Origin of the sequence: Rhodoferax sp., from assembly GCF_028689295.1 — a bacterium.
GTDB lineage: Bacteria > Pseudomonadota > Gammaproteobacteria > Burkholderiales > Burkholderiaceae_C > Rhodoferax.
Map to the genome: position 1 here is coordinate 53,029 of NZ_JAQTWL010000010.1, position 18,809 is coordinate 71,837.

Sequence of the window (18,809 nt, forward strand, 5' to 3'; positions counted from 1 at the left end):
TTACGATTTGTGAAAAGCCAAAAAGCCGCGCCGTGAAAGTTTCCTCGTTACCGGTTTTCGATCCACCTGTTCGACTGTGCTGTCTGCTTTGACGACAGGCGCTGTGAGCAGCCCGATCAGGGCTGCGCGCGCGGTCTGCACAGCCTCGAACTGGTTGCTGAATTTGTTCATGGGTGAAAACAGCGAGCAGCTTTGGTACTCGCCAAGTTCTTCCTCATGGCCGCCTAGAAAGGCAAAATCACCTGCCGGAAACTTGATGAAGCGGCGCTTGTTCACACCCACCGAAATCCAGCCTTGCGCGTTGCCGGGCAGCAGCGTCAGACTCATGCACCATGGTGTGACCACCATGCCCAGCCAGTTCCCCTGCCAGTGCCGGAAGTCGATGGCCTCTACCGATAGCGCCGGATTCAGGATGGGCACGTCGGCCATGCTGGTCTGCTGAACGCGAAAAAAAGCGGCAGCCACCGCTTCTTCGGGGTTGTTTGTGTGTACCCGTAGCGTCATGCCGGCTCAATTCCGGCTGCGCCCCACAGCCGGGCATCGTGGGGCTGCGCCATGAGTTCCTGCATCAGCGCCAGTGACTCGCGGGCGCGCTCGGGCTCAATGCGTTCAAAGGCAAAACCGCCGGCCTGAATCAGCAGGTAGTCGCCCACCTGAACGTCTTCACTCAACAGCAGCAGGCTGACGCGGCGGGTCTGGCCAAAACATTCGGTCACAGCCATGCCATCAGCCACTTCGAGCACCAATGATGGGGCGGCCAGGCACATATTGACGCTTTCAGACCTGCGCCGGGCTGAGCAGCGGCTCCAGCACATAGCCGCGCGCGCTCAGCTCGGCCACTGTCCTGTTCACCAGTTCGGGAATCGTGGCAGCCACGGTGGGCGTCATGTCCATGCCCAATTCGAGTGAGATTGGCTCCACGCCCAGCACCACAATTTCCTTGGGAATGGCATCGAGCAATTCCAGGCTGGCCAGCACGTCGGGCAGGCCGATCTGGTGCGGCGAGAGTTTGTCGCGAAAAAATACCGGAATCTCGTCGCCGGCAATTTTGACCAGGGTACCGGGCGCTGCACCGGTCAAGACCACGTCAAGCACCAGCAAAAAATCGAGGTTGGAGAGGTCTTCGATCATCTCCATGCCCGAGGTACCGCCGTCGATCACCAGCACGTTGGCCGGCATCCGAAAGGCCTGCTCCAGCGCCTCGACGGCGCGCACACCGGCAGCCTCGTCGCTCAGGATGGTGTTGCCGATGCCCAGAACCACAGCGCGCATCTATACCGCCTTGACCGAGAACGCCGCGCCGCTTTTCGGGTCGGTCAGGTGGATGGCGCAGGCAATGCAGGGGTCGAACGAGTGGATGGTGCGCAGCACTTCCAGCGGCTTCTCAGCGTCGGCAATCGGGGTGTCCACCAGCGAGGCTTCGTAAGGACCGGGCTCGTCCTTGTCGTTGCGCGGGCAGGCGTTCCAGGTGGAAGGCACCACGCACTGGTAGTTTTTGATCTTGCCGTTGTCGATGACCACCCAGTGCGACAGCGCGCCGCGCGGCGCTTCGTGAAAGCCCACGCCCATGACTTCTCCTTTGGGGAACACCGGCTTGTTGAAAGTGGCCATGTCGCCCTTGCCCATGTTGGTCAGCAGCAAAGTCCACTGGTCAGCCAGCGTATCGACATTGACGCAGCAGGTGATGGCGCGTGCGGCGTGACGGCCAATGGTCGAATGCATCGCATCCAGACCGATCTTGGTTTTGGCCAGCGCCGATACCGTGTCCAGCGCCGCCGTGGCGTATTGGGTGGTGGGCTTGTGACCGGCCGCCAGACCATTCAGGACGCGCGCCAAGGGGCCAACCTGCGCCACCTGACCGTAGAAGGTGGGTGACTTGAGCCACGAGTATTTGGCATCGTCCTTAAAGTCGGTGTAGTTGGGGGTGGTCTCGCCCTTGTACGGGTGCAGCGACTTGGCATCCGAGTAGTTGTACCAGGAGTGTTTGACTGATTCTTCCACGCCTTTTTGCCAGTATTCATCGTGGAAACTGCCGATGGCTTTGCGCTTGCTCAGGTCGCCGCCAGGGATGAAGCCACCGGGGAAGGCGAACTGCGTGCCCTTGGTATCCAGGGGAATGTCTGGCACCGACAGGTAGTTGGTGATGCCTTTGCCGATCTTCGTCCATTCGGGGTAGAAAGCACCCACCGCGGCCACATCGATTAAATAGACGTTTTTGACAAAATCGGCCAGATCGTCGATGTAGCCCTTGATGGCCATCAGCCGCTCGACCGTGAGCACGGCCTCGGAGTCGGTGGCCAGCGGGTTGGCCACGCCACCGACGGCCACATTCTGGATGTGCGGGGTCTTGGAGCCCAGGATCGACACAATCTTGTTGGCCTTGCGTTGCACTTCCAGCGCTTGCAGGTAGTGCGATACCGCCAGCAGGTTGACCTCGGGCGACAGCTTCATGGCTGGATGACCCCAGTAGCCGTTGGTAAAGATGCCAAGCTGGCCGCCATTGACAAAATGTTTCAGGCGTTCGTGCACGCGGCGCATCTCGTGCTTGCTGTTGAGGTGCCAGCTCGACAGGCTCTCACCCAGCACGGCGGTCTTGTCGGGGTCGGCCTTGAGGGCGGAGGTGACGTCCACCCAATCGAGCGCCGACAGATGGTAGAAGTGCACAATGGCATCGTGCACTGCATGGGCGGTGATGATGATGTTGCGGATGTACTGCGCGTTGAGCGGGATCTCAAGGTTGAGCGCGTTTTCTACCGCACGCACCGAGCAGATGGCGTGCACCGTGGTGCAAACGCCACAGATGCGTTGGGTGATGGTCCAGGCATCGCGTGGGTCACGTCCGAGCAAAATCAGTTCAACTCCGCGCCACATCTGGCCGGACGACCAGGCCTTGTTGACCTTGCCGTCATTGATGTCCACGTCAATTCGCAGATGCCCCTCGATGCGGGTGATGGGGTCGATGGTGATCCGTTGTGCCATTTTTGTCTCCTAAAAATTTTAATCAAGCCAGCTTGGGTTCGCGCGGCAAAACCGGGAAGCGGCGTGTGATGATGATGTAGCCCAGGACTTCGATGGCGAACATGCCCGTGGTGACCATGATCTCGCCAAACGAGGGGAAATACGTCCAGCCGCTGCCGGTGTGGTGCCCGTAGCCAATCATGAAGCCATTAAGTCGCAGCAGCACGCCACCGACCATGATGGCGATACCAGCCAGGAACAAGCGTGCCGGGTTGCGCCGGGCTTGCACCGTGCCAATCAGAAAGAAGGGCGCAATGAAGCCAATGTTTTCCACCCAGAACGACAACGTGACCCAGCTCGGCTCAAAGGCACCCGACCAGGCGCCGCGCACGGTCAGGTCTGCCACCCGTACCACCAGATAAAGGGCCAGCACGCCCAGCATGATTTTGGCCAGCGGATCGAGCAAATGCGTTTCGATTTTGAGTCGGTAGGCGCTTGATGCCACACACGACTCAAACAGCACCACGCCATAGCCAATCACGATGGCGGTCAGCAGGTAGATGACGGGCTGCAGCGGGGTTTGCCACAATGGGTTGACCTGGCTGCCCATCACCACCAGCATGGTGCCAAGCGACGACTGGTGCATCATCGGCAGCAACACACCCAGGGCGATGAAGAAGAACAGCAGCTTGTTGAGCTTCTGGCGCACGTCCTTCATACCCAGTTTTTCAAGAAACACCGGCGAGAACTCGATCCACATCACGACGATGTAGGCGGTCACACACACGGCCACTTCGAACATCACCGAGTTGGGGTTGGAATAGCTGGGCCAAAAGATGTGCCAAAAGTTCCACCAGCGCCCCAGGTCGACAAAGATGCCGGTACCGGCCAGGGTGTAGCCAAACAGGCTGCCCAACAAAGCGGGCCGCACCAGTGGATGGTATTGGCCCTTGTTGAAGATATAGACCAGTAGCGCCACTGAAAAGCCGCCACAGGCCAACGCCGAGCCGACCATCACGTCGATCACCACCCAGATGCCCCAGGAGTAACCATCGTTGACATTGGTAACGCTGGCCAGGCCAAAGGCAAAGCGCACCAGCAAAAAGGTGACCATGATGGCAATCAGGACACCGCAGACCAGCGTGGTGGCATTGAGCAAGCTGCCGCCCCGCGGTGCGGGGGTGGCGTGCGAATGTTGGCTCATGATGTGTGCTCCTCGGAGGCGTCGTCATCCTCTGGTTTGACATTCCGTTTGGCGATGAAGCTCAAGGCCCCCAGCGCCACCACCGGCAAAACCAGACCGCCATAGAGCGAGTGTTGAATCGTCTCAGACGTGGCCGCCGATGAGTTGGGCGGCAGATCGGGCAAGCCCATTTTCTGGAAATTGACGGCCGAGAGCTTCAGCACTTGCGTGCCGCCATATTCGGTTTCGCCGTACACATGCTGCAGGTAGTTGCCCACAGGTGCTTCGTAGCTTTGATCAGGGCCGCCGATCTTGCCGCGCGGGTATTGGGTCCGGCTGCCGGGCTTCAGCGCGATGCGGCGTTTGGCCTCGGCCAGCAGATCCGATGTTTTGCCGTAGAGTGTGGCGCCGGTAGGGCACACTTCGGCACAAGCCGAATAGTTGCCATCTTTGTAGCGATGACGGCACAGCTCGCACTTGCCAATCTTGCCGGTGGGCGAGTCGTACTGGTATTTTGGGATGCCAAACGGGCATGCCACCACGCAGTAGCGGCAACCCACGCAGATGTCGGCATCGTAAGCCACGATGCCCGTCACCGGGTCTTTGGTCATGGCCGACACCGGGCAGGCCGACACGCACGAGGGGTCGGCGCAGTGCATGCAGGATGTCTTCATGAAGGCAAAACCGTTGTTTTCGGCATCCTTGGTTTCCATGGAGCCGTTGCGGTACATCTTGATGATGTTGAAGGTGTAGCCCGAGGTGTCGAGCGGGGTGTCCCACAACTGGTCTTCGGTCGAAAACTCGGCCGGGTTGTTGTTGGCGGCCTTGCAGGCGGCCACGCAGGCCTTGCAACCGATGCAAAGCGTGGAATCGTAGAGCAGGCCCAGGCCATCCACCGGGCGGATGTGCGTTTCGCGGGCGCAGGCTTCGGGTGCAACTGCGGTACCTGCCAGCGCCGCGCCGCTGGCCAGCAGCCCTTTGAGAAAGTGGCGACGGGAGTCCATGATCAGGCTCCGGCTTTGTCAACGTTCGTCGGCTTTGCACTGGCTTGGGCGGCTTCTTCGGCTGCATGCGAGCGTCCCAGGTTGCGCGCCAGCATGGCGGCCCCGCCGGCCGCCGCGCCCGCCAGCGCAGCCAGGGCTGCCGCAGCGGCAAAGCTGGCACCCTTGCCGTTTTCTTCGACGATGCGCGGGTATTGCTGCGGCGGCACGATGTTGATGACGGTGGCCACCTGATGAATGGGTTTGGTAAAGCCCACACCTTTTTCGGTGCAGCCAATGCAGGGGTGGCCGCAGCCGACCGGCCAGTTGTTTTCGCCGGCATCGCCAAAGCCGATGGTGGAGCAGTTGGCATAGGTCTCTGGCCCCTTGCAGCCGAGCTTGTACAGGCAATAGCCCTGGCGGTGACCGGCATCGCCAAACTCCATCGCAAAGCGACCGGCATCGAAGTGCGCACGGCGTTCGCAGTGCTCGTGAATCAGGCGCGAATAAGCAAACTTGGGACGACCCAATTGGTCAACATCCGGCAGTTTTCCAAAGGTCAAAAAGTGCACCACGGTCGCCAGGAAGTTGTAGGGGTTGGGTGGGCATCCCGGAATGGTCACCACCGGCTTGCCCAGCACTTCACCGACGCTGGATGCACCAGTGGGGTTGCCGCCCGAGGAAGGCATGCCGCCCCAGGAAGCACATGAGCCGATGGCAATCACGGCGGCGGCATCGGCAGCGCACTCCTTGACCAGATCAATCGCCTTGGTGCCGCCAATCTTGCAGTAAATGCCGTTGTCCTTGACTGGAATCGCGCCTTCTACTACCAGCACGTATTTGCCTTTGTTGGCTTTCATGGCGGCTTTACGGGCGGCTTCGGCCTGGTGCCCGGCAGCGGCCATCAGCGTCTCGTGATAGTCGAGCGAGATCACATCCAGAATCAGTTTTTCAAGCGTGGGGTGTTCGGCGCGCAACAAGGATTCCGAGCAGCCGGTGCACTCCTGAAAATGCAGCCAGATCACCGACGGCCGCTGGGCCGACTCAATGGCTTTGGCCACCGCCGCATCAGCGCCTTTGGGCAAGCCCATGGTGACGGCCAGTGTGGCGCAAAACTGCAGGTAGTCGCGCCGCGACATGCCCAGACGGTTTTCAATGCCCTGCAAGGCATTGCGCCCAAGCTCAAAAATTTCGTTCATGTTGCCCATGTTGTCTCCTCGTATAGTCAGGTGATGCATTGACCCGATCAATCCAAGAACCGCAATTTACGGGCCAAGCTAAAAAAGCAGGGTTTGAGCTTGAATTCAAGGGTTAACCCGGATTTTTTGCATCGTGTGAATCCTTGAAGTGGTTAGTAGATAGTCGGTCAACTAACCAGAGAAAACTTCATTTTTTTGACATCTGGAGAGCAGCATGGAACGCATCACCATTTCCATAGACAGCGCACTGGCGCTGGAATTTGACCGCCTGATTGCCGAGCGCGGCTACAAGAATCGCTCGGAGGCGGTGCGCGACCTGGTGCGTTCGCACCTGGAGGCCGCGCGCACGGTCCAGAGCCCGGCGGGGCATTGTGTGGCCAACCTGTCGTATGTCTATAACCACCACGAGCGCGACCTGGCCGAGCGCCTGACCGCCTTGCAGCATGAGCAGCATGATTTGACCGTGGCTACTTTGCACGCGCACCTGGACCACGACAACTGCCTGGAGAGTGTGATTTTGCGCGGCGCCACATCCGCCGTGCGCGCTTTTTCTGACGCCCTGATGGCCGAGCGCGGCGTGCGCCACGGCCTGCTCAACGTGGTGGCGGTGGAGGTCGGTGCAGGCCATACACATGCGCACGAGCATCCGCATGACCACCCGCACATGCATGGCCAGGACAAGCCCGCACACACGCATATTCACCTCAAGCCCAAGACCTGATTAAATCTGCCGCTGTCTGCCCAGTGGTAGCTCCAGATGGCAACGCGCCAGCAAGTTGGCATCGGCAAAAACAGCATCGGGAGTGCTGTCGGCTTCAATCATTCCTTCGCGCATCACCAGCACGCGGCTGCACAGGTCCTGCACCAAGTCCAGATCATGGGTGGCGATAAGCTGGGTGTGCTCCAAACTTGCCAGAAGGTTGATCAGGCTCCGTCGCGCCGCCGGGTCCAGGCCGGCGCTGGGCTCATCCATTACCACCACACCAGGGTTCATGGCTAGCACACCGGCCAACGCCACGCTGCGCTTTTCGCCTCCAGACAGGCGATATGGCGCACGATCTGCCAGGTGAGCGGCCCCCACCGTGGCCAGAGCTTGGGCGACGCGGGCCTGCACTTGCGCAGCGGGCAATCCGATGTTGACGGGGCCAAAGGCCACGTCTTCTTGCACGGTGGGCATGAACAACTGGTCGTCCGGATCCTGAAACATCATGCCAACCTGGCGGCGCACTTCCACCAGATGCGCGCCATCCACCGGCAACCCCTGCACCCGCACCTGTCCCGCACAGGGCAGCAACACGCCATTGAGGTGCAGCAACAAGGTCGATTTGCCAGCCCCATTGCTACCGATCAGACCCACGGTCTCGCCGGGTTGAATGGAAAAACTCACGCCACGCAAAGCCGCCTGGCCATCGGGGTAGCGGTAATGCACGCCCTGCACCTCGACAGCGGGGTGACTCACCGGACCATTCCCAGCACCAGTGCGCCCAGCTCGTGCACCAGATCAAGCTGGCGTACCAGCACAAACCCCAGCAGGCAAACCCCAACGAACACGGTGTCGCGGCGTTGCCAATCCATCACGGCGCGGCGATGCAACTGGCCGTTAAAGCCGCGCGCCAGCATGGCCTGATGAATGCGCTGGGCGCGTTGCAGCGCGCGCAGCAGCAGGTGGCCCAGCAGCGGACCATATACCGCCAGCGCCAAGGACCGGCCATTGGCACGCAGCTCGCGCGCCAGGCTCATGCGCGCCGCCTCATTGGCCAGCACCCAAGTAAAGCAGTGTAGCAGCAGCAATTGGGTGGTCATCACCTGCGGCAGGCCCAAGCGCCCCAAGCCAACACACAGGGGCGCAAAGCCGGTGCCCGCCACCAGGATCAGCCCGGCCGATACGGTCAGGGCAAAGCGAATCAGAATCGATGCAAAAGACAGCCAGCCACCGCCGATGCCGACACCAGCCACCCGCAGCTCCACTTGCGGGTCAAAGAGCGGGTTGAACGCCCCCAGCATCACGGCAAACGGCGAGGCCAGTAACACCGCTCGCCCGATCAAGCGCCCCGGGATATTGCCCAGAGCCGCCATCACCACCGGAAAAAATGCCAGCGGCAACAAGGCCGCCACAGCGTAGCGGTCAAACGACACCACGGTGACGATGAAGCCCAGCGTCACCAGAATCTTGGCTCTCGCGTCCAGCGCAGACAACGCAGAGTCTTTGGCCGCTAGCGACTCCAGCGACTGAAAGTCCTGCAACGCTTGCGCAATGGAGCTCACAACGGACGGGGTTTGCGCCGTTTGAGCCAATAGCACACGCCCATGACCAGGCCCAGGGTCACCAGGCCGCCCACCACACCCGCCAGCGAGGTGCCGGCATCGACTGCTGGCCAAGCTGCATCTGCTTCTTTTTTGGTGGCGTCTTTGGCTTGTTCCACTTCGGCCAGAGCCGATTTTGATCCAGAAGGCCAGGCGTAATCCGGGAACCATGCGGTGGCAGCCTGCCAAGCCGACAGCGTGGCGTGCACCGGTGAGGATGTCGCCAGTTCGGTCTGGCCCGTGGTGCGTTCAATCGACCATTCCAGCCCGTCTGGCTGGCTGGATGCAAACCACGAGAACACCCCTGCGGTCAACAACGCTACAGCGCCCAGCGCCGTCATCAGGCCCACCGGCCGTCGCGCCGACTGCGGTGCTGCCCGCGTGGTGGGCGCCAGCGGCGCAAACAGGTCGGGGCGTGCCTGGCGCACAAACAGCACCAGCGTGGCGGTCGCCAGCCCCTCCACCAGGCCGATGGCCAGATGAATCGGCTGCATCAACATCAGAAACGTCCCAAGGGGCAAACTGGTGATGCCAGAAAGCTGTGTCTCGGCAACGACTCCGAAGGCCCCCACCTGCAGCCCCAGCACCGCCGCCAGCAGCGCCGCCAACGTGAGGCGTTGGCGCGACGGCGACTGACCCCCGCGCTCCACCAGTGGCCGGTAAATCAGCGGATACGCCAGATAACAGGTGCACACACCCAGATTGAAGATATTCGCCCCCAACGCCAGCAGGCCACCGTCGGCAAAAAACAGCGCCTGCACCGTCAGTACCGAGGCCATCACGATCAGCGCCGCGTGCGGACCCAACAGAATCGACAGCAGCAGTCCGCCGCCCAGATGTCCGCTGGAGCCGGTGCCGGGGATGGTGAAGTTGATCATCATGGCGGCAAACACAAACGCCCCCAGCACCCCCATCAGTGGCACCAGATCGGGCCGGTCGTCGCGCTTGACCTGACGCGCCGACCAGGCCAGCGCAGCCCCCGAAGCCACCCAAAACGTCGCCCCGACGGCGGGGGAAAGCAGAGCATCGGCCATGTGCATGATGATTCCTTGTGGAATTAAAGGAAATTCATTGTATGACGAATTTATAAATTGTATGAATTGAGCGCAATCCAAGGCAAGGTGCGCGCCAAGCCGACGCGGTTTTCAGGCGCTGGCGCCCAGCACCAAACGGTTTTCCGACGCAAAGTGATACGCTGGAATGACCAGGTTGGCCGGTGCCGGCCCAACTTTGAAAACGCGCCCTGCCAGGTCGTAGTGCGAGGCATGGCACGGGCAGGTGAAGCCTTCAGCGCCGCGCAACTGGGGCGTGCAGCCAAGATGCGTGCACAGGCCCACGGCAACAAAAATGTCCGGCCTGAGCGAGCGGTGCCGGTTGCGGCAGGCTGGCGGCTGCACCGATTGTCGCGAGTCGGCGTCAAGCAGCAGCTCTTCGTGATCGGCCAGCGCAGCGATCTCAGCAGGCGAGCGGCGCATCACCCAGACGGGCTTGTCTTGCCAATTCAGGGTCAGCAGTTTGCCTGCCGGCAAGTCTTGCAGATCGACGGCCAATGGCGAACCCTGCGGAGCGTTGTCGGCGTGCTTTGCCTTCCACCAGTAAGCCAGCCCGGCGGCTGCGGCGCCCGCACCGGCTCCCAGCAGCAGGCCCCGGCGTTTGACGCGAACGGGTGCCACGTCGTCTCCGGTTTTTACAGGTTGTCGGTAAAGCTACGAAGCTTGTCGGAGCGGCTCGGGTGTTTGAGCTTGCGCAGCGCCTTGGCTTCTATCTGGCGGATGCGCTCACGCGTCACGTCAAACTGCTTGCCCACTTCTTCAAGCGTGTGGTCGTTGGTCATCTCGATGCCAAAACGCATGCGCAGCACCTTGGCTTCGCGCGGGGTCAGGCTGTCCAGAATGTCTTTCACCACATCGCGCAGACCGGCCTGCATGGCGGCTTCCATCGGGGCGGTGTTGGCGCCGTCTTCGATAAAGTCACCCAGGTGGCTGTCGTCATCGTCGCCAATCGGGGTTTCCATGGAGATCGGCTCTTTGGCGATTTTCATGATCTTGCGGATCTTGTCCTCGGGGATCTCCATGCGCTCGGCGAGCACCGAGGCATCTGGTTCGTAGCCAAATTCCTGCAAATGCTGACGGCTGATGCGGTTCATCTTGTTGATGGTCTCGATCATGTGCACCGGGATGCGAATGGTGCGCGCCTGGTCGGCAATGCTGCGGGTGATGGCCTGGCGAATCCACCAAGTGGCGTAGGTACTGAATTTGTAGCCGCGGCGGTACTCAAACTTGTCCACCGCCTTCATCAGGCCAATGTTGCCTTCCTGAATCAGATCGAGGAACTGCAGGCCGCGGTTGGTGTATTTTTTGGCGATCGAGATCACCAGGCGCAAGTTGGCCTCGATCATTTCCTTTTTGGCCGCGCGCGAGGCGTATTCGCCTTCGTTCATGCGCTTGTTGATGTCCTTGAGCTGGTCCAGCGGCACCACCACCTTGTTTTGCAGGTCCATCAGGCGCTGCTGCAGCTCTTGCACCGGCGGAATGTTGCGGCCCATCACCGCGCTCCAGGGTTTACCAGCGGAGGCGTGCCTTTCGATCCACTTCAAGTCCAGCAAATGGCTGGGAACCTTGTGGTGGTGTTTGTCGCGACCGCTGAATTCGGCAATGAAATGCTCTTGCGGGTAGCCGCATTTGTCGACAATGATGCGCCGCAGTTCGCGCTCTTTCTTGCGGACCTCGTCGACTTGGCCGCGCACCATGTCACAGAGTTTTTCGATGGTTTTGGCGGTAAAGCGGATCGACATCAGCTCGTCAGACAGGAGTCGCTGGGTCTTGAGGTAGCTGGGGGTGCCGTAACCTTCCTTGTCGTAGGTTTTGAGAATTTTTTCGTGGTATTCACGCAGGCGGTCGAAGCGGCTCATGGCCTCTTTTTTCAGCTCCTCGAGCTTCTTGGTCAGCGCTTTGGAACCGCCATTGCCATCGTCGTCGTCTTCGGCATCAAACTCGTCGAAATCTTCTTCGGCCACATAGTCGTCAGCCTCGTTGGGGTTGGTGAAGCCATCAACAATGGTCGTGATCACCACTTTGTCACTGCGAATGTCTTCGCCCAATTTCAGAATTTCGACAATGCTGGCGGGTGAGGCAGAGATGGCCTCCATCATGGCCATCAGGCCGCCTTCAATACGCTTGGCAATCTCGATCTCGCCCTCACGCGTGAGCAGTTCGACCGTGCCCATTTCGCGCATGTACATGCGCACCGGATCGGTGGTGCGGCCAAACTCGCTGTCCACCGTGCTCAGGGCGGCTTCAGCCTCTTCTTCGGCCTCTTCCTCGGTGGCGGCGGTGGGGCCGTTCTGGTTGAGCAGCAGGGTCTCGGCATCGGGGGTGTGTTCGTACACCGCAACACCCATGTCATTGAGCATCGAGATCACGACCTCGAGCGTTTCGGCATCGACCAGCTTGTCGGGAAGGTGGTCGGAAATCTCGCCGTGGGTCAGGTAGCCGCGGGTTTTGCCCAGCTTGATCAGGGCCTTGAGGCGCAGTCGGCGCTTGGCCAGGTCTTCTTCGGACAGCACCGTCTCGTCCAGGCCGAATTCCTTCATCAAGGCGCGTTCTTTGGCCTTGCTGATCTTCATGCGCAGGGGTTTGACCTTTTCGGTCGAGGCTTCCACTACCTCGGGTTCACCCACCAGGTCGTCCTCGATGTCGCTCATGTCGACATCATGGTCCTCGGCTTTGTTGCCGGCCTTTCCGGCCTTGACTTTTGGGCCGCGCTTGGCCGCAGCCTTGGCAGGGGCGGCAGCCTCGACTGCTTTGGCCGCCTTTTTCTTTTCGACAGGCTCAACCGATTTGACGGCAGTTTTTTTCTCTTCCGGGATGGCTTTGGCTTTGCTCTTGGAAACGGTCACAGGGGCGGCTTTCGGTTTGGAGGTGGATGCGGGAGGTTTGGCGGATTTCGCGGCAACGCTGGTCTGCACTTTGGACACAGCAGGTTTTTTGGGCTTGGTAGCAGGCATGGTGGCACCTCAAAAACAGTAACGGCAGAATGGGCTAACGCTATTGCAGCCAGCGTTGGGCAGGACGAGGCATGAAACGGGTCAGACAAGGTGGGTGGGCGAACATTTGGAATGCAGTCCTTGCGGTAAGTTGGCCGGATGAAAAGTAGGTCATCAATTGGCCGGGCCCGGAGGTGCTGCTGTCGCGCTTGTCAGAAGACGGCGGATTATACCTTTTGAGATCAACCCGGCAGGCGTTAAGGATTCAGGTGGCAGACTCCAGCAGCAAGCGTCGCGCCTGGAGTTCGCGGTAGCGTTTCAGGGAGCCGGGGTCCGTTTTTGCGGCTTCGATCGCTACTGTTTCTTCAGCTTTGAGGTGTTCGATCAGCATGCGGTTGATCAAATGGCGCAGTTCTTCGAGCTCTTCGCCGGCATCATCGTCTGCGCCCAACTCGTAGCCGGCCATCAGCTTGTAAGCGAAGTCTTCGCTCTCATGCCCGCGCAGTCCCTCGCGCAAGGCCGCCCAGGGCATCGGACCATATTCATGAAGCTGCCCTTCAAGCCAGGAAAAAAGCGGGCCATGCGGCGCTGCCAAGCCGCACAGCAGGGTGTGGTCTTCGGCCGACAACGACGCCAGCGCCGCCATGTTGTCCAGCAGGATGCGTGCGGCATGGTCGGCGCGGCTGGCAGGCAAGCGGCTGCTAGAGAGTCGCTCAAAGCCTTTGCTTTTGGACGTCCTGGCGCGGTAGTTTTTGGCCTCGCCTGTGGCGCTGCCCTCATTGAGATAAGGATCAAAACGCTCGCGTTTGACCTTGGCCTTGGCCAGCGCAGGGTGCCAGATGTCGCTGAGCTCGCGCGCGCTGAGCTGCACCAGATCGGCGATCTCTGTCAGCAGTTGTTGCTTTAGGGCGCCTGCGGGCAACAGTTCCCACAGCGGTTTGGCGTTGCTGGCAAGGTGGGCACGGCCCTCGGCGCTGTGCAAGTCGCAGCCGTCGCGGGCGGCATCAATCAGGAAACGGCTCAAGGGCACCGCTTCGCTGACATAGCGGGCAAAGGCATCTTTGCCATTTTCACGGATAAAGCTGTCGGGGTCGTGTTCGGGCGGCAGAAACAAAAACTTGACCGAACGCACGTCGGTGGCCAGCGGAAGCGCGGCGTCGAGCGCCTTGCGCGCCGCACGTCGGCCCGCGCTGTCACCGTCAAAGCTGAACACTACCGAATCGGTAAAACGAAACAGCTTGTGCACATGCTCCGCCGTGCAGGCTGTGCCCAGCGTGGCCACCGCGTTGGGAAAGCCCAGCTGCGCCAGCGCCACCACGTCCATGTAGCCTTCGGTCACCAGGGCATAACCGTACTCGCGCAGGGCGTTGCGCGCCTCGAACAGGCCGTAGAGTTCGCGCCCCTTGCTGAACACCGGTGTTTCAGGCGAGTTGAGGTATTTGGGTTTGTCGTCGCCCAGCACCCGGCCGCCAAAGCCGATGCACTCGCCCTTGATATTGCGGATCGGGAACATCACCCGGTCGCGAAAGCGGTCGTAGCGCCTGGCCTCCTGGCCCTCTTCCTCGCTCAGGATCACCAGGCCGCTCTCCACCAGCAGCGGGTCGTCGTAATTTGGGAACACGCTGGCCAGACTGTGCCAGCCCTCGGGCGCGTAGCCGAGGCCGAACTGCTTGGCAACCCGCCCCGAGAGGCCGCGGCCCTTGAAATAAGCCACGGCGCGCTCGGATGCCTTGAGGTGTTTTTGATACGCTTTGGACGCTTTCTCCAGCACCTCGTTGAGCGTGGTTTGTTTTTGCCGCTGCTCGGCGGCGCGCGCCCGGTCCTGCGGGCTGGCATCGTCTTCGGGCACCTTCATGCCAAATTGCTGGGCCAGATCATGCACCGCCTCAACAAAGCTCATGCCGGCGTGCTCCATCAGAAAACCGATGGCGTTGCCAGTTTTGCCGCAGCCAAAGCAGTGGTAGAACTGCTTGCTCGGGCTGACTGAAAAAGAAGGCGATTTCTCGCTGTGAAACGGGCACAGGCCCATGAAATTGGCGCCGCCCTTTTTAAGCGGCACATAGCGGCCGATAATTTCCACCACGTCGGCGCGCGCAAGCAATTCCTGAACGAAGGTCTGTGGGATGGACATGCCCGGATTGTAGAAACCCGCACGCCCAAGCTTCTGGCGCCGGTCAATGCGTCAGCGCGGGGCCAAACGAATGGCACCGTCAAGCCGGATCACCTCGCCGTTGAGCATGTCGTTCTCAAAAATGTGCACAGCCAGCTTGGCGTAGTCCTGCGGCGTGCCCAGGCGAGACGGAAACGGCACGCTGGCAGCCAGCGCGTCCTGCACTTCCTGCGGAAAGCCAAACAGCATGGGCGTGCCAAAAATGCCGGGCGCAATCGTCATGTTGCGGATGCCGTTGCGCGCCAGGTCGCGGGCAATTGGCAGCGTCATGCCGACAATGCCGCCCTTGGACGCGCTGTAGGCCGCCTGACCAATCTGGCCGTCAAAGGCGGCAACGGAAGCGGTGGAGATCAACACGCCGCGCTCGCCCGTGGCCTCGGGCGTGTTCTTGCTCATGGCGTCGGCGCTCAGGCGGATCATGTTGAAGCTGCCGATCAGGTTAACGCTAATGCATTTGCTGAACAGGGCCAGGGCGTGCGGACCGGTTTTGCCAACGGTCTTCTCGGCTGGCGCAATGCCGGCGCAGTTCACCAGCCCCATCAATTTGCCCAGGCCGGTGGCGCGTGCCACCACGGCCTGGCCATCGGCCTCGCTGCTGACGTCGCACTTGACAAACGCGCCGCCAATGGCTTGGGCCACCGCCTCGCCCTTGTCCGCCTGCATGTCGGCAATGACCACCTTGGCGCCCTTGCTGGCGAGCATGCGCGCCGTGCCTTCGCCCAGGCCCGATGCGCCGCCGGTAACGATGAATACTTTGCCTGCGATTTCCATTTGCTTCTCCAAAAATTGGTTGACGTTAACGTAAACGTCAATTATGTCGCAAGCGCCATCTGCGAATTTTCGGTCTCCCTGCTTTAGGGAGAGCAGATATTGCCGCTATACTCTCGTTCTCTTTTGAGACCCTTAGGCGCGTAGCTCAGCTGGTTAGAGCACCACCTTGACATGGTGGGGGTCGTTGGTTCGAGTCCAATCGCGCCTACCAAATTTGGTAGTTAAAACAAGCACTTAGCAATTTTGTTAGGTGCTTTTTTTTGTCGGTGTCTTATCAGTGTCCCATCTGCGTCCTGACATGCTGCAGCAATCCCCCGCTGGCATCTTCCGCAATGTCGAGCACCCGTTCAAAGTCATCCGCCTTGCCATAGAACGGGTCGGGCACATCCGGCCTGACCGGGTTGCTGCAGTACGCCGTGAAGTAGTCCAGCTTGTGCTGGTACTGTGGCGGGCAGCGCATGCGCAACGTCAGCAGATTGTTTTCTTCCATCGCAAGAATCAGATCGACGCGTTCAAAGTCCTCCGGCTGTAGCAGCCTGACCCTGAGGCTTGAGAGGTCATAGCCACGGCGCATCGCGTGTTTTTGGGCGTGATAGTCGATCGGCTCCCCCGCGTTAAGGTCGTGGGTGGCAGCCGATGCCACCTGCACCCGGCCAGCGAGGCCATTTTTGATGACCTTCTGGCGAATGACTTCCTCAGCCGTGGGGCTGCGGCACAGGTTGTCGGTGCATACGACGAGTATTGAATAGGTTTTCATGGAGATGGAGCGGGTGAAGAGAATCGAACTCTCGTATGAAGCTTGGGAAGCTGCCGTTCTGCCATTGAACTACACCCGCGAATGACCTGGAAGGTCTTCAAGAGGCGCTAGTGTACATGCTCGCATCGCCCGCCTTTGAGCGCTCCGCCTCGTCGCGATGGGCCGGCTATTTCAGGATGTCACCCAGGCACAGGTATTTGATTTCGACGTAGTCGTCGATGCCGTGGTGCGAACCCTCGCGGCCCAGGCCGGATTGCTTGACGCCGCCGAACGGCACATGTTCGGTCGCCAGAATACCCACATTGATGCCGACCATGCCGTATTCCAGCGCCTCGCTGACGCGGAAGATGCGGCCCACGTCGCGGCTGTAAAAATAGCTCGCCAGACCGAATTCGGTGTTGTTGGCCGCATCCACGGCTTCCTGCTCGGTCTGGAACTTGAAGATCGGGGCAAAGGGGCCAAAGGTCTCCTCCTTGGCGCACAGCATGTCGGCCGTGGCATCAGCCACCACGGTCGGCTCGAAGAACTGGCCGGGCAGGCGTTTGCCACCCACCAGCAGGCGGGCACCCTTGGCCACCGCGTCGGTCACATGGCGTTCCACTTTTTGCAGCGCGGCTTCTTCAATCAGCGGACCCTGGTTGACGCCTTCCTCAAAGCCATTGCCAACCTTGGCGGTCTTGACCTTGGCGGCGAACTTGGTGACGAATTCGTCGTACACGCCCGCCTGGACGTAAAGGCGGTTGGAGCAGACGCAGGTCTGGCCCGCGTTGCGGTATTTGGAGGCAAAGGCGCCTTCGACTGCGCTGTCGATGTCAGCGTCGTCAAACACGATGAAAGGCGCGTTGCCGCCGAGCTCTAACGAGAGTTTCTTGACGGTGGGCGCACTTTGCGCCATCAGAATGCGGCCCACTTCGGTGGAGCCGGTGAAGCTGATATGGCGCACCACATCGCTTGCGCACAGCACTTTGCCCACGGCGATCGAGTTGTCGGCGTCGGCGGTGATCATGTTGAGCACGCCAGCAGGAATGCCCGCGCGAATGGCCAGATCGGCAGCCGCCAAGGCGGTCAGCGGGGTCAACTCTGCCGGCTTGATGATCACCGTGCAGCCGGCGGCCAGCGCGGGCGCCACTTTGCGGGTGATCATGGCAATGGGAAAGTTCCAGGGCGTAATGGCGGCACAGACGCCGATCGGCTGACGCAGTACCATCAGGCGGCGGTTGTTGTCGAACTGGGGCAGGGTTTCGCCATTGATGCGCTTGGCTTCTTCGGCAAACCACTCGACAAAGCTGGCGCCATACGCCACTTCGCCCTTGGCTTCAGGCAGCGGCTTGCCCTGCTCGGCGGTCATGATGCGGCCCAGGTCGTCCTGGTTGGCCATCAGCAGGTCGTACCACTTTCGCAAAATGATGCTGCGCTCTTTGGCGGTCTTGGTACGCCAAGCCGGCCAGGCGGCGTTGGCTGCCGCAATAGCTTGCTCTGCGTCGGCCGCACCCAGGTTGGCCACATTGGCCAAATGGGCCCCGGTGGCGGGGTCGGTGACGGCAAAACGGCTGCTGCCCTGGACCCATTGGCCATTGATCAGGGCATCAGTTTTGAGCAGGCTGGGGTCTTTGAGAAGGGACAGTGGGGAAGCAGAGGTGGACATGAAGACTCCTGGTTTAATAGTTAAAGCGAGGTTTAACGCTGGTGGAATAAGCGTAAGATGCTATGAAAAAATAGTAAAAAAGGTGAGGCACGGTGCTTATAAAGTGGGACATACGGCATCAAACACGTTGACCACCATCAATGGCAATCTCGGCACCCGTGATGTAGGATGCCTTGGGGCTGCATAAAAACTCAATCAAATCCACCACCTCGCTGACTTCACCTAGGCGGTGCATCGGGATGTCGTTGTCGACAATCTTTGAGGTGCCTGGCGACAGGATAGACGTGTTGATCTCACCCGGTGCGATGGCGTTGACGCGCACGTTCATGCTGGCCATGTCGGCCGCCATTTCGCGTGTGAGCGCCGCCAAAGCCGCTTTGGAGGTAGCGTAGGCCGCGCCAGCAAACGGATGCACCCGGTAGCCTGCGATCGAACACAGGTTGACCACCGAGCCGTGCGCGTTGGACAACTCCTGCGCAAAGCCGCGGGTCAGGATCAATGGCGCGTAGAAATTGGCGTTGTACATCTGCTGCCACACGGTGAGGTCAGTGGTCAGCGAGTTGACGCGCTCGCCAGTCGGGCCTTTGGGTGACACCCCGGCGTTGTTAACCAGCGCATGGAGTTTGGAACTGCCCAGCAGCGGGCGCAGCGCCTCGACGGTGTGTTTGATCTGTTCCAGATCGGCCAGGTCTAGCTGCACATGGGTGTTGAGCTCACTGGCCCAGGGGCATTGGTCGGGCACCGGGCCGCGTGACACCGTAATCACTCGCCAGCCCAGATCGCGAAAGCGTTGGGCCACGCCGTGCCCGATGCCACGGCTGGCACCGGTGACGATGGCAACTTTTTGCTCTGACATC

General features: G+C 60.5%; 18 protein-coding genes and 2 tRNA genes. 2 read left to right on the top strand and 18 right to left on the bottom strand.

Annotated features, from left to right (window positions below; all coding sequences use genetic code 11):
• From hybE to PHF15_RS10240, 7 genes are read right to left on the bottom strand one after another with little or no spacing between them, the layout of a single operon-like run.
• The gene (gene hybE, locus PHF15_RS10210; protein WP_300120858.1) at nucleotides 1–504 is read right to left on the bottom strand and encodes a [NiFe]-hydrogenase assembly chaperone HybE; all 504 of its coding nucleotides are present in this window, start codon (nucleotides 502–504) and stop codon (nucleotides 1–3) included.
• Nucleotides 501–767: a HypC/HybG/HupF family hydrogenase formation chaperone gene (locus tag PHF15_RS10215; protein ID WP_300120860.1), complete on the bottom strand. Its 267-nt coding sequence runs from the start codon at nucleotides 765–767 to the stop codon at nucleotides 501–503. Before PHF15_RS10215 ends, hybE begins: the two co-directional genes overlap by 4 nt.
• 10 nt (nucleotides 768–777) lie before the next feature.
• Complete coding sequence (locus tag PHF15_RS10220) at nucleotides 778–1,272, bottom strand: HyaD/HybD family hydrogenase maturation endopeptidase (RefSeq protein WP_300120862.1); 495 nt, start codon at nucleotides 1,270–1,272, stop codon at nucleotides 778–780.
• Nucleotides 1,273–2,979: a nickel-dependent hydrogenase large subunit gene (locus PHF15_RS10225; RefSeq protein WP_300120864.1), complete on the bottom strand. Its 1,707-nt coding sequence runs from the start codon at nucleotides 2,977–2,979 to the stop codon at nucleotides 1,273–1,275.
• A gap of 22 nt (nucleotides 2,980–3,001) precedes the next feature.
• Entirely contained in the window at nucleotides 3,002–4,162 is a 1,161-nt protein-coding gene (hybB, locus tag PHF15_RS10230) for a Ni/Fe-hydrogenase cytochrome b subunit (RefSeq protein WP_300120865.1), read from the bottom strand.
• On the bottom strand, nucleotides 4,159–5,145 hold the full coding sequence (gene hybA, locus PHF15_RS10235) for a hydrogenase 2 operon protein HybA (protein WP_300120866.1): 987 nt from the start codon (nucleotides 5,143–5,145) through the stop codon (nucleotides 4,159–4,161). Before hybA ends, hybB begins: the two co-directional genes overlap by 4 nt.
• A gap of 2 nt (nucleotides 5,146–5,147) precedes the next feature.
• Entirely contained in the window at nucleotides 5,148–6,329 is a 1,182-nt protein-coding gene (locus PHF15_RS10240; protein ID WP_300120867.1) for a hydrogenase small subunit, read from the bottom strand.
• Nucleotides 6,330–6,534: 205 nt separating this feature from the next.
• On the opposite strand from PHF15_RS10240, the gene nikR reads away from it, so the two are divergent.
• Nucleotides 6,535–7,041, top strand: coding sequence for a nickel-responsive transcriptional regulator NikR (gene nikR, locus PHF15_RS10245; protein WP_300120869.1), 507 nt, complete (start codon nucleotides 6,535–6,537; stop codon nucleotides 7,039–7,041).
• Here nikR and PHF15_RS10250 read toward each other — a convergent pair whose 3' ends face one another.
• The 7 genes from PHF15_RS10250 to PHF15_RS10280 all read right to left on the bottom strand — a co-directional run bounded on the left by PHF15_RS10250 (nucleotide 7,042) and on the right by PHF15_RS10280 (nucleotide 15,550).
• Nucleotides 7,042–7,779, bottom strand: coding sequence for an ABC transporter ATP-binding protein (locus PHF15_RS10250; RefSeq protein WP_300120871.1), 738 nt, complete (start codon nucleotides 7,777–7,779; stop codon nucleotides 7,042–7,044).
• Nucleotides 7,776–8,585 carry an energy-coupling factor transporter transmembrane component T gene (locus PHF15_RS10255; RefSeq protein WP_300120873.1) on the bottom strand — a complete coding sequence of 270 codons (810 nt, stop codon included), beginning with the start codon at nucleotides 8,583–8,585 and terminating at the stop codon, nucleotides 7,776–7,778. Before PHF15_RS10255 ends, PHF15_RS10250 begins: the two co-directional genes overlap by 4 nt.
• On the bottom strand, nucleotides 8,582–9,664 hold the full coding sequence (locus PHF15_RS10260; protein WP_300120875.1) for an energy-coupling factor ABC transporter permease: 1,083 nt from the start codon (nucleotides 9,662–9,664) through the stop codon (nucleotides 8,582–8,584). The genes PHF15_RS10255 and PHF15_RS10260 overlap by 4 nt, the downstream gene beginning before the upstream one ends.
• Before the next feature lie 105 nt (nucleotides 9,665–9,769).
• Nucleotides 9,770–10,297 carry a ubiquinol-cytochrome c reductase iron-sulfur subunit gene (gene petA / locus PHF15_RS10265; protein ID WP_300120877.1) on the bottom strand — a complete coding sequence of 176 codons (528 nt, stop codon included), beginning with the start codon at nucleotides 10,295–10,297 and terminating at the stop codon, nucleotides 9,770–9,772.
• A gap of 14 nt (nucleotides 10,298–10,311) precedes the next feature.
• The gene (gene rpoD / locus PHF15_RS10270; protein WP_300120879.1) at nucleotides 10,312–12,630 is read right to left on the bottom strand and encodes an RNA polymerase sigma factor RpoD; all 2,319 of its coding nucleotides are present in this window, start codon (nucleotides 12,628–12,630) and stop codon (nucleotides 10,312–10,314) included.
• 244 nt (nucleotides 12,631–12,874) lie between these two features.
• Nucleotides 12,875–14,740, bottom strand: a complete 1,866-nt coding sequence (gene dnaG / locus PHF15_RS10275) for a DNA primase (RefSeq protein ID WP_300120881.1) — start codon at nucleotides 14,738–14,740, stop codon at nucleotides 12,875–12,877.
• A 51-nt stretch (nucleotides 14,741–14,791) separates the two neighbouring features.
• Nucleotides 14,792–15,550, bottom strand: a complete 759-nt coding sequence (locus PHF15_RS10280) for a 3-hydroxyacyl-CoA dehydrogenase (protein WP_300120883.1) — start codon at nucleotides 15,548–15,550, stop codon at nucleotides 14,792–14,794.
• Nucleotides 15,551–15,684: 134 nt separating this feature from the next.
• Between PHF15_RS10280 and PHF15_RS10285 the strand changes: the two genes are divergently transcribed.
• Nucleotides 15,685–15,761, top strand: a tRNA-Val gene (locus PHF15_RS10285).
• A 63-nt stretch (nucleotides 15,762–15,824) separates the two neighbouring features.
• Here PHF15_RS10285 and PHF15_RS10290 read toward each other — a convergent pair.
• From PHF15_RS10290 to PHF15_RS10305, 4 genes are all read right to left on the bottom strand, one after another.
• Complete coding sequence (locus PHF15_RS10290) at nucleotides 15,825–16,307, bottom strand: low molecular weight protein-tyrosine-phosphatase (protein ID WP_300120885.1); 483 nt, start codon at nucleotides 16,305–16,307, stop codon at nucleotides 15,825–15,827.
• Between the two features lie 5 nt (nucleotides 16,308–16,312).
• A tRNA-Gly gene (locus tag PHF15_RS10295) sits at nucleotides 16,313–16,386 on the bottom strand.
• Nucleotides 16,387–16,473: 87 nt separating this feature from the next.
• Entirely contained in the window at nucleotides 16,474–17,952 is a 1,479-nt protein-coding gene (locus tag PHF15_RS10300; RefSeq protein ID WP_300120887.1) for an NAD-dependent succinate-semialdehyde dehydrogenase, read from the bottom strand.
• Between the two features lie 118 nt (nucleotides 17,953–18,070).
• Nucleotides 18,071–18,808 (bottom strand): SDR family oxidoreductase, encoded by a 738-nt coding sequence (locus PHF15_RS10305; RefSeq protein WP_300120889.1) that lies wholly within the window; start codon nucleotides 18,806–18,808, stop codon nucleotides 18,071–18,073.
• Nucleotide 18,809 lies beyond the last annotated feature (1 nt).

Excerpts from the sequence above, each read along its gene's own strand:
- hybE (WP_300120858.1), bottom strand. The coding sequence starts at position 504 with ATGACGCTACGGGTACACACAAACAACCCCGAAGAAGCGGTGGCTGCC.
- PHF15_RS10215 (WP_300120860.1), bottom strand. The coding sequence starts at position 767 with ATGTGCCTGGCCGCCCCATCATTGGTGCTCGAAGTGGCTGATGGCATG.
- PHF15_RS10220 (WP_300120862.1), bottom strand. The coding sequence starts at position 1,272 with ATGCGCGCTGTGGTTCTGGGCATCGGCAACACCATCCTGAGCGACGAG.
- PHF15_RS10225 (WP_300120864.1), bottom strand. The coding sequence starts at position 2,979 with ATGGCACAACGGATCACCATCGACCCCATCACCCGCATCGAGGGGCAT.
- hybB (WP_300120865.1), bottom strand. The coding sequence starts at position 4,162 with ATGAGCCAACATTCGCACGCCACCCCCGCACCGCGGGGCGGCAGCTTG.
- hybA (WP_300120866.1), bottom strand. The coding sequence starts at position 5,145 with ATGGACTCCCGTCGCCACTTTCTCAAAGGGCTGCTGGCCAGCGGCGCG.
- PHF15_RS10240 (WP_300120867.1), bottom strand. The coding sequence starts at position 6,329 with ATGGGCAACATGAACGAAATTTTTGAGCTTGGGCGCAATGCCTTGCAG.
- nikR (WP_300120869.1), top strand. The coding sequence starts at position 6,535 with ATGGAACGCATCACCATTTCCATAGACAGCGCACTGGCGCTGGAATTT.
- PHF15_RS10260 (WP_300120875.1), bottom strand. The coding sequence starts at position 9,664 with ATGCACATGGCCGATGCTCTGCTTTCCCCCGCCGTCGGGGCGACGTTT.
- rpoD (WP_300120879.1), bottom strand. The coding sequence starts at position 12,630 with ATGCCTGCTACCAAGCCCAAAAAACCTGCTGTGTCCAAAGTGCAGACC.
- dnaG (WP_300120881.1), bottom strand. The coding sequence starts at position 14,740 with ATGTCCATCCCACAGACCTTCGTTCAGGAATTGCTTGCGCGCGCCGAC.
- PHF15_RS10280 (WP_300120883.1), bottom strand. The coding sequence starts at position 15,550 with ATGGAAATCGCAGGCAAAGTATTCATCGTTACCGGCGGCGCATCGGGC.
- PHF15_RS10290 (WP_300120885.1), bottom strand. The coding sequence starts at position 16,307 with ATGAAAACCTATTCAATACTCGTCGTATGCACCGACAACCTGTGCCGC.
- PHF15_RS10300 (WP_300120887.1), bottom strand. The coding sequence starts at position 17,952 with ATGTCCACCTCTGCTTCCCCACTGTCCCTTCTCAAAGACCCCAGCCTG.
- PHF15_RS10305 (WP_300120889.1), bottom strand. The coding sequence starts at position 18,808 with ATGTCAGAGCAAAAAGTTGCCATCGTCACCGGTGCCAGCCGTGGCATC.